Raw genomic sequence first — 8,097 nt, forward strand, 5'->3', positions numbered from 1 at the left:
CACCACTGTGCCGGGGTGCGGAGCGGACGTCGATGACCTCCGAGGTCATGCCCGGGCGGGCGGCCGCCGCAGGGTGACGCCCGCCCGCTTGACGGCCCGCGCCACGATCGTGGTCTCGGCCCGGCCGACGCCGAGCGGGCCGAGGGTGTCGGTGACGAACCGGTAGAGCCCGCCGTGGTCCGGGCAGAACACCGCGGCCATCAGATTGGCCGGCCCGCTGGTCGCGAGGACGCCGTGCACCTGCGGGTGCCGGGCCAGGGCCGCGCCGACCGCCGCGAGCCGGCCCGGCGGCACGTCCAGCCAGAGGTTGGCGTCCACGGCGAGGCCCAGCAGCCGCGGGTCGACGGTGGCGTGGGTGCGCACCAGCCCGGCGTCCTCCAGCCGGTGCAGCCGGCGCCGGACGGTCGACTCGGGGGTGCCGACCGCCGCCGCGAGGGTCGCGTGGGACTGCCGGGCGTCCTCGCCGAGCCGGGCCAGCAGCGCGCGGTCCAGCTCGTCCACCTGGTCCCGCGGCACACCGCCCGGGGCGGGCCGGGCGGCCGGGGGGTCGGCGAGCGCCGCCGCCTCGGCCTCGCCCAGGTGGCCGGAGCGCCACTGGCCGGCGTCCGCGAAGGCGTGCAGCACGGCGTGGACGGTGGTCTCGGCGACAGCGGCGGTGGCGGGCAGTTGCCCGTAGAGCAGGCGGTCGCGGGCACCGGCGTCGCTGAGCATCACCGCGCCGATCTCCTGGCCGCCGAGCATGACGTCGACGAACGGCACGTCCGGCCGGTCGGCGAGGGCCTGGGCGACGGTGTCGGCCTTGCCGCGCAGCACCCGGATCCGCAGCAGCAGCGCGCCGACCGCGGCGTCCCCGGGATCGGGCATCCGGACCACCCGGACCAGGCCGGTCCGCTGGAGCCGGGTGAGCCGGCGGGTGACGGTGCGCGGGGAGACCCCGAGCACCTCGGCGATCCGCCCGGCCCCGGCCCGGCCGTTCACCTGGAGCGCGCAGACCAGCCGGCGGTCCAGGGTGTCCAGCACGGTGTCCGGATCAGCAGCTGTGACGTCCATGGTGTCCGATCTCCGTCGTTCCGTCGCCGTTCGGCGTCCTGCCCGGCCGCTCCGACGGTACTCCTGGAGCGTGCGACCGGGACGAACGGGAGAGGGACGATGAGCAACGACGAGGTGCGGGAACTGCGCGAGCTGCTGACGGGCGTCGAGGCGGCGGTCCGGGAGGTCGGCGCGCGGCTGGCCGCCCGCCGCCCGGCCGGACCGGTCCCGGCGTTCACCCTGGCCGAGGCGAGGGCCCGGTTCGACGCGCTGGACGGCCCGGCGGCGGCCGAACTCCGGTCCCGGCTGGGCGGGTTGCGTCCGCGGGCGGGCTGGGTGGACGACGAGCCGGCCGGCGCGGTGCCGGCCCGGGGCGAGTGGTGGCTGTGCGACGCCACCGACGGCGCGGTGCAGTTCCTGCTCGGGCTGCCGCAGTGGGCGGTGACCGCGACGCTGCTGCGGGACGGCGCGGCGGTGCTGGCCGTGGTGCACGCGCCGCAGCTCGGGGCCACCTACCGGGCGGTGCGCGGCGGCGGCGCCGAGCTGGACGGGCGGCCGATCGCTGCCGTGGAACGGGAGTTGGCGGCGGCGGTGGCCGGGACCGGACAGCCGCCGCTGGTCGCCCGCGACCCGGTGGCGCTGCGCCGGGCCGGCACCTCGCTGTCGGCGGTGGCGGGCGCGGTGCTCGCGGTGCGCAACCTCGGGCCGATCTCGCTCCAGGTGGCCCAGGTCGGCTCCGGACACCTCGGCCTGTTCTGGGAGTTCGGGCCGGACGCGCCCAACCTGCTGCCGGGCGCGCTGGTCGCGGCGGAGGCGGGTGCGATGGTGACCGACGCCTCCGGGGCCGCCTGGACACCCGCCGCGGACGGCTTCCTGGCCGCCCCGCCCGGCCTGCACGCCCGGGCGCTACCCCTGCTCAAGGACCTTGACTGAGCGTCAGATCCTGAACAGGGAGGCCGCGTTGTCGTGGCAGAAGGCGCGCACCTCGGCCGCCTCGGCGACCGGGTCGGGCGCGGTCATGCGGCGGGCACCGGCCGGGCGCGGTCGATGATCGCCGCGGCGTCCGGGCCGGGCGGCAGGGTGCCGAAGGCCGCGCCGTGGTCGCCGCCCAGCCGGGAGGCGCAGAACGCGTCGGCGACCGCCGGGTCCCCGTACCGGACGAGCAGCGAGCCCTGGAAGGCCAGGGCCATCGCCTCCACCAGCCGGCGGGTGCGGTACTCCAGCTGGTCGAGGTCGGTGAGCTGCTTGCGCAGCCCGGCGACGGCCGCGTCCAACCGGCGGTCGGCGCCCGCGGCGGCGTCCAGCTCGCCGAGCAGGGCGTCGACGGTCTCCGGGTGCCTGGCCATGGCGCGCAGCGCGTCCAGGGCGGCGACGTTGCCGGAGCCCTCCCAGATGGATACCAGCGGCGCCTCGCGGTAGAGCCGGGGCATCCCGGACTCCTCGACGTAGCCGTTGCCGCCCAGGCACTCCAGCGCCTCGGCGGCGTGCGCCGGACCGCGCTTGCAGACCCAGTACTTGGCGACGGCCAGGCCGAGCCGGCGCACCAGCGCCTCCTGCTCGTCCCCGGCGAGCGCGGCGTCGGTGGCCTGGGCCAGGCGCATCGCCACCGTGGTGGCCGCCTCGGACTCGACGACCAGGTCCGCGAGCACGTTGCGCATCAGCGGCTGGTCGACCAGCGCCTTGCCGAAGGCGCGGCGGTGCAGGGCGTGCTGGACGGCCCGGGTGGCGCCGAGCCGCATGCCGGAGGCGGCGCCGATGGTGCAGTCCAGGCGGGTCATGTTGACCATCTCGATGATGGTCCGCACGCCCCGGCCCTCCTCGCCGACCAGCAGGCCGTAGGCCTCGTCGTACTCGATCTCGGCGGAGGCGTTGGACTTGTTGCCCAGCTTGTCCTTGAGCCGCTGCAGGCGCAGCCGGTTGCGGGTGCCGTCCGGCAGGACGCGCGGCAGCAGGAAGCAGCTGAGCCCGCCGGGCGCCTGGGCGAGGGTGAGGAAGAGGTCGGACATCGGGGCCGAGGTGAACCACTTGTGGCCGGTCAGCCGGTAGCCGCCGTCCGGGTGCGGGACGGCGGCGGTGGTGTTGGTGCGGACGTCCGAGCCGCCCTGCTTCTCGGTCATCGACATGCCGGCGATCAGCCCGCGCTTGCCGTGCGGCTCGCGCAGCCCGAAGTCGTACGCGGTGGCGGCGAGCAGCGGCTCGAACTCGGCGGCCAGCGCGGGGGTGGCGCGCAGGGCGGGGACGGCGGCGTAGGTCATCGAGACCGGGCAGGTGTGGCCGGCCTCGACCTGGCCCCAGACGAAGAACTTGGCGGCGCGGGCGGCGTGCGCGCCGGGGCGGTCGTCGCGCCAGGGGGCGGCGTGCAGGCCGTGGCCGACCGCGGTGCGCATCAGCTCGTGCCAGGACGGGTGGAACTCGACCTCGTCGATCCGGTGGCCGAAGCGGTCGTGGGTGCGCAGCACCGGCGGGTTCTCGTTGGCCAGCCGGCCCCACTCGGCGGCCTGTTCGGAGCCGGCCAGCCGGCCGAGGGCGCGCAGTTCGGGCTCGGCCCAGCCGGCGCCGGCCCGGTGCAGGGCGGCGAGCAGCGCGGGGTCGGCGGCGGTGTCGTGCCCGTACGGGAGCGGGACCTGGTTGGTGACCTCATGCGTCGCTGTCATCGCGTCCTCCGAGGGATCGCAGGGTGAAGGTGACCAGGGCGGGGACCACCGCGTCGGGGGTGGTCCGGGGGTCGGGCGGGGGTGCGGCGGCGAGCGGGCCGGTGAGGGCCTCGGCGGTCGCGCCGACGATCGCGGCGGCGGTCAGCTGCGGGTCCTGGGGCGGCAGCTCGCCCGCGGCGAGGGCGGCGGCGATCTCGGCGGCAAGCACGTCGCGGAAGGTGCGGCGGAAGACCAGGCGTTCGGCGTCCACCGCGGTGTCGGCCGGTTCGACCAGCAGGGCGTGGGCGAGCCGGGGGGCGCGCAGGGCGCGGGCGGCGAAGGTCTCGACGACGGCCGCGATCCGCTCCCGGGGGGTGTCGTGGCGGGTGACGGCCTCGTGCACGGCGGCGACCTCCCGGGTGACCACCCGGCGGAAGAGCTCGACGGACAGCTCGGCCTTGCTCGCGAAGTGCCGGTACATCGAGCCGGTGGCGATCCCGGCGCGCTCGGCGACCGCGGCCATGCTGCAGCCGCCGTAGCCGCGCTCGGCGAGCAGGCCGACCGCGGCCTGGAGCACCTCTTCGCGCTGGGCGTCCAGGCGGGCTTGCACGGCGGGGGTGCGTCGGTAGGCCATGCAAGAAGTGAAGCACTGATTCACTGCTTCGGGAAGGGGCCGCGCGGGCCCGGGAACGGCGGAGGGCCGCCCGGTGCCGGGCGGCCCTCGCGGTCGTGCGGTCGTGCGGCCGTGCGGAGTCGTGCGCGGTGGCCCGGAGTGCGGGAGGCCGACTACAGCCGGACGCGGTCCTGCTGCAGCCCCGCCTCGTCCAGCGGGCCGATCGGCGGCACCTGGTAGCCGCCGCTCAGCGCGCGGGCGGCGTCGGAGCCGAGGCCGGCCCACTCCAGCACCTTGGCGGTGGCCGTCGCGGACTCGGCGGCCGGCAGCCTGGAGATGTTCGAGCCGTGGTTGCCGCCCGGCACGGTGTAGACGTAGCTGTCCTCGCTGCCCCGACCGAGGCGGAACGGCTCGGCGCCCCACGGGTCGTTCTGGCCGTAGACGTAGATGATCCGCTCGGCGGAGGTGCGCACCCAGCGGTCGATGTCGCGCATGGCGGACGGGTCGAACCGCATCGGGATGCTGCGCGGCACGTAGGTGCGCGGGGCGTACAGCTCCTTGTAGTCGTAGTGCAGCAGGCCCTTGAGCGCCGAGACGTCGAAGGAGGGCGAGCCCAGCTCGGTGCCGGCCTGGTAGTAGTACGCGGTGTACCCGGCGAGCGCCTGGTCGCTGTTGCCGGTGATGCCGGACTGCGCGTCGAGCCAGGCGTACAGCGCGTCGTCGGTGCCGGCGGCGCCCGGGGCGTTCACGCAGTCGGCCGCCAGGCTGTACTGCCAGAACGCCCACACCGAGTCCAGCACGGCGAGCTCGTAGGCCCGGTCGGCGCTGCCGATGGTGGTGAAGGTGGAGCCGGCGGCGGCGTTGTCGGCGGCGTAGCGGGCTCCCAGCCGGTCGCGGCGGGCCAGCAGCTCACGCTGGGTGGCGGTCAGCGCGGCGCGGCACTCGGGGGTGCCGACGTTCTCGAAGAACCGGCTGTACGCGGAGTCCTCGCGGTCGTTGACGTCGTTGGGCGCGACGTAGGCGATGGTGCCGGCCACGTCGTCCGGGAAGAAGCGGCGGTGGTAGGTGGAGGACATGCCGCCCTTGGAGGCGCCGGTGGAGAGCCACTCCTGGTGGTAGATCCGCTTGAGCGCGGTGATCAGCCGGTGCGCGTCGGTGGCCGCCTGCTCGATGCCGGCCTTGGTCCAGTCGGCGGGCGCGGGCCGGGACGGCGTGAAGTAGCGGTACTCGATGGAGACCTGGTTGCCGTCGACCAGCCGGGCCGGCTCGGTGCGGGTGGGCGTGGTCCGCAGCGTGTAGCCGTTGGTGTAGAAGACGGTCGGCCGGTCGTAGCCGCGGTGCAGCACGCTGAGCCGCTGCTGGAAGGTGCCCAGCCAGGGGCGCTTGTGGTCGATCGGCTGGGTGTAGGTCAGCAGGAAGTAGCGGTGGCCGGTGGTGGTGGGCTGCTCCTCGGTGACGGTCATCCCGGGGATCGCCGCCAGGCGGGCCTTGACGTCGGCCGACGGGTCGTCGGCGGGCGAGCCGGCCGCGGCGGTCCCGGTCTCCGGCCCGGCGGCCAGCGCGGTCGGGGCCAGGCCGAGGCCGAGCAGCGGTATCAGCAGAACGGCGACCAGCAGCCTTCGCATCGTGGTGGTCATCAACTCTCCATCGGGTCAACGGAACTGGATGGTGCTGTGGTCCGTACCACGCTTCGTCGGCAGGTACACCGCCGGCGGGCCGGACCGGGCCGTCCGGTAGACGGCCGAATGGGCCACCCGCCGGTCGCGGATGACCCATCGGTGACGAACGTGCTGGTCAGGGGCGGGGCAGGGTGCAGCCGGCCCGGGTCAGGTCGAGCTTGTTCCCGGGGCCGAAGCAGGCGGGGATGATGTACGTCTCCTGGGCGTAGCCGATGCCCCGGCGGACCGTCACCGCGCCGTTCTGGTCCACCTCGCAGGGGTTGTTCAGCGTGCAGCGCTGGCCGCTCTCGTTGATGGTGTTGTTCACCGCGACGACCTGGCCGCTGTTGGCGTCGACGAGCGGCGAGCCGGAGGTGCCGCCGATGACGTTGCAGCCGGAGGTGTAGCGGAGGGAGTCCTTGAAGGTCCAGTCCGCTTCCTTGAGCCGGTAGGCGAAGCCGTCGGCCGAGCAGGAGTAGATCCGCTTCCAGTAGCCGGAGACCACCTTGATCGCGGTGCCCTGGACGGGGTGGGTGGCCGCGACGGTCAGCGGGGCGATGCCGTAGCTCGACTGGATGGCGGAGTAGGTGGTGTTCAACTGGTAGATCGACACATCGGTGTCGGTCATGGTGCCGTAGACCATCTTGGTGGCGCGCAGGGTGCCCGCCGATCCGCCGCTCGCGTTCAGCAGGGTGAAGGTGCGGCTGGAGGCCTGGTTGACGACCACCTGGCCGGGGCCGGGCATGCCGGTCTCCAGGCAGTGGCCGTTGGAGAGCACCAGCGCCGGGTCGCCGGCCGCGGAGCCGGGGAACCGGATCAGCGAGCCGGAACAGTTGCTGAGGGCCACGGTGCCGGCGAAGTTGACGGCGGCGACCTTGCCGGCCTGCGCCGACTCCGCACCGGCCGTGGCGGCCGTCGTGGAGGCGGTGGTGGAGGCGGTCGCGACGGGCGCGCCGGCGAGGGCGGTCGCCCCGGCGGTGAGGAGCGCGGCCAGCATGCCTATGAGCGGCTTCTTCATGAGAGACCTCTCGGTGTGGGGGTGCCCCAAAGCTGGCGCGGACATGACGCCCTGTCAAGGGATCGAACACCGCACGGAGATCCCGGCACCGTGTTCCGGCCGCCGGACCCCGGTACTGTGGCCGGGACGGCAGGGACGACCACCAGGGGGACTGACATGGCCGGTGACAACCACGCGGACGGTACGCGGCGGGAAGGGACCGGGGGCCGGCTGCTCGCCGTGAGCGACCTGCACGTCTCCTACCAGCAGAACCGCGACCTGCTCGAACAGGTGCGGCCCGGCTCGCCCGACGACTGGCTGATCGTGGCCGGCGACGTGGCCGAGTCCACCACCACCATCCGCTGGGCGCTGGGCCTGCTCGCCGAGCGCTTCGCCAAGGTGATCTGGGCCCCCGGCAACCACGAGCTGTGGACCCACCCCAACGACCCGGTCCAGCTGCGCGGCGTCGAGCGCTACGAGCACCTGCTGGGCATCTGCCGCGAGCTCGGCGTGGTCACCCCCGAGGACCCCTACCCGGTGTGGACCGGCGCGGGCGGGCCGGTCGCGGTCGCCCCGCTGTTCCTGCTGTACGACTACTCCTTCCGGGCCCCCGGCACCACCACCAAGGAGGAGTCGCTGGCCGCCGCCTACGAGTCCGGCGTGGTCTGCGCGGACGAGCGCTTCCTGCACCCGGACCCGTTCCCGGACCGCGACTCCTGGTGCCGCGAGCGGGTGCGGCTGACCGAGAAGCGGCTCACCGAGCACGACCCCGGGCTGCCGCTGGTCCTGGTCAACCACTACCCGCTGGTCCGCCAGCCCACCGAGGTCCTCTGGTACCCCGAGTTCGCCCAGTGGTGCGGCACCGAGCTGACGGCGGACTGGCACCGCCGGTTCGACACCGCCACGATGATCTACGGGCACCTGCACATCCCCCGGCGCACCGTCTACGACGGGGTCCCGTTCGAGGAGGTGTCGCTGGGCTACCCGCGCGAGTGGGGCAAGCGCGGCGTGCCGGACCCGCTGCTGCGCGAGGTCTTCCCGGACGCCTGACCGGAGCGGGGGGCCCCCCCGGCCCCCCCCCCCCGGCCGCCCCCCCCCCCCCCGGCCGCCCCGCCCCCCCCGGCCCCCCCCCCCCCCCAGCCGCCAACGGCGCCCACCCCCCCCCCC

At 75.0% G+C, this 8,097-nt stretch carries 7 protein-coding genes; 2 read left to right on the plus strand and 5 right to left on the minus strand.

The features are described from left to right. Positions 1-45 precede the first annotated feature (45 nt). Positions 46-1,050 carry an Lrp/AsnC family transcriptional regulator gene (locus ACFC0B_RS36335; RefSeq protein WP_376096191.1) on the minus strand — a complete coding sequence of 335 codons (1,005 nt, stop codon included), beginning with the start codon at positions 1,048-1,050 and terminating at the stop codon, positions 46-48. Between the two features lie 99 nt (positions 1,051-1,149). Here ACFC0B_RS36335 and ACFC0B_RS36340 point away from each other — a divergent pair, with 99 nt between their 5' ends. After that, positions 1,150-1,962: an inositol monophosphatase family protein gene (locus ACFC0B_RS36340; protein WP_376096194.1), complete on the plus strand. Its 813-nt coding sequence runs from the start codon at positions 1,150-1,152 to the stop codon at positions 1,960-1,962. An 83-nt stretch (positions 1,963-2,045) separates the two neighbouring features. Here ACFC0B_RS36340 and ACFC0B_RS36345 read toward each other — a convergent pair whose 3' ends face one another. The 4 genes from ACFC0B_RS36345 to ACFC0B_RS36360 all read right to left on the minus strand — a co-directional run bounded on the left by ACFC0B_RS36345 (position 2,046) and on the right by ACFC0B_RS36360 (position 6,951). Continuing rightward, positions 2,046-3,683 (minus strand): acyl-CoA dehydrogenase family protein, encoded by a 1,638-nt coding sequence (locus ACFC0B_RS36345; protein ID WP_376096197.1) that lies wholly within the window; start codon positions 3,681-3,683, stop codon positions 2,046-2,048. After that, on the minus strand, positions 3,667-4,296 hold the full coding sequence (locus tag ACFC0B_RS36350) for a TetR/AcrR family transcriptional regulator (RefSeq protein WP_376096200.1): 630 nt from the start codon (positions 4,294-4,296) through the stop codon (positions 3,667-3,669). Before ACFC0B_RS36350 ends, ACFC0B_RS36345 begins: the two co-directional genes overlap by 17 nt. A gap of 152 nt (positions 4,297-4,448) precedes the next feature. Then, positions 4,449-5,912 (minus strand): S28 family serine protease, encoded by a 1,464-nt coding sequence (locus ACFC0B_RS36355; protein WP_376096203.1) that lies wholly within the window; start codon positions 5,910-5,912, stop codon positions 4,449-4,451. Between the two features lie 157 nt (positions 5,913-6,069). Next, positions 6,070-6,951 carry a serine protease gene (locus ACFC0B_RS36360; protein WP_376096206.1) on the minus strand — a complete coding sequence of 294 codons (882 nt, stop codon included), beginning with the start codon at positions 6,949-6,951 and terminating at the stop codon, positions 6,070-6,072. A 156-nt stretch (positions 6,952-7,107) separates the two neighbouring features. On the opposite strand from ACFC0B_RS36360, the gene ACFC0B_RS36365 reads away from it, so the two are divergent. Continuing rightward, a complete protein-coding gene (locus tag ACFC0B_RS36365) occupies positions 7,108-7,980 on the plus strand; it encodes a metallophosphoesterase family protein (RefSeq protein ID WP_376096209.1) in 873 nt (290 codons plus the stop codon). Positions 7,981-8,097: the final 117 nt, after the last annotated feature.

The organism is Kitasatospora sp. NPDC056184 (assembly GCF_042268405.1).
Classification (GTDB): domain Bacteria; phylum Actinomycetota; class Actinomycetes; order Streptomycetales; family Streptomycetaceae; genus Kitasatospora.

Bases quoted from the DNA above. Each gene is read 5' to 3' on its own strand.
- ACFC0B_RS36335 (WP_376096191.1), bottom strand. From the start codon at position 1,050: ATGGACGTCACAGCTGCTGATCCGGACACCGTGCTGGACACCCTGGAC.
- ACFC0B_RS36340 (WP_376096194.1), top strand. From the start codon at position 1,150: ATGAGCAACGACGAGGTGCGGGAACTGCGCGAGCTGCTGACGGGCGTC.
- ACFC0B_RS36345 (WP_376096197.1), bottom strand. From the start codon at position 3,683: ATGACAGCGACGCATGAGGTCACCAACCAGGTCCCGCTCCCGTACGGG.
- ACFC0B_RS36350 (WP_376096200.1), bottom strand. From the start codon at position 4,296: ATGGCCTACCGACGCACCCCCGCCGTGCAAGCCCGCCTGGACGCCCAG.
- ACFC0B_RS36355 (WP_376096203.1), bottom strand. From the start codon at position 5,912: ATGACCACCACGATGCGAAGGCTGCTGGTCGCCGTTCTGCTGATACCG.
- ACFC0B_RS36360 (WP_376096206.1), bottom strand. From the start codon at position 6,951: ATGAAGAAGCCGCTCATAGGCATGCTGGCCGCGCTCCTCACCGCCGGG.
- ACFC0B_RS36365 (WP_376096209.1), top strand. From the start codon at position 7,108: ATGGCCGGTGACAACCACGCGGACGGTACGCGGCGGGAAGGGACCGGG.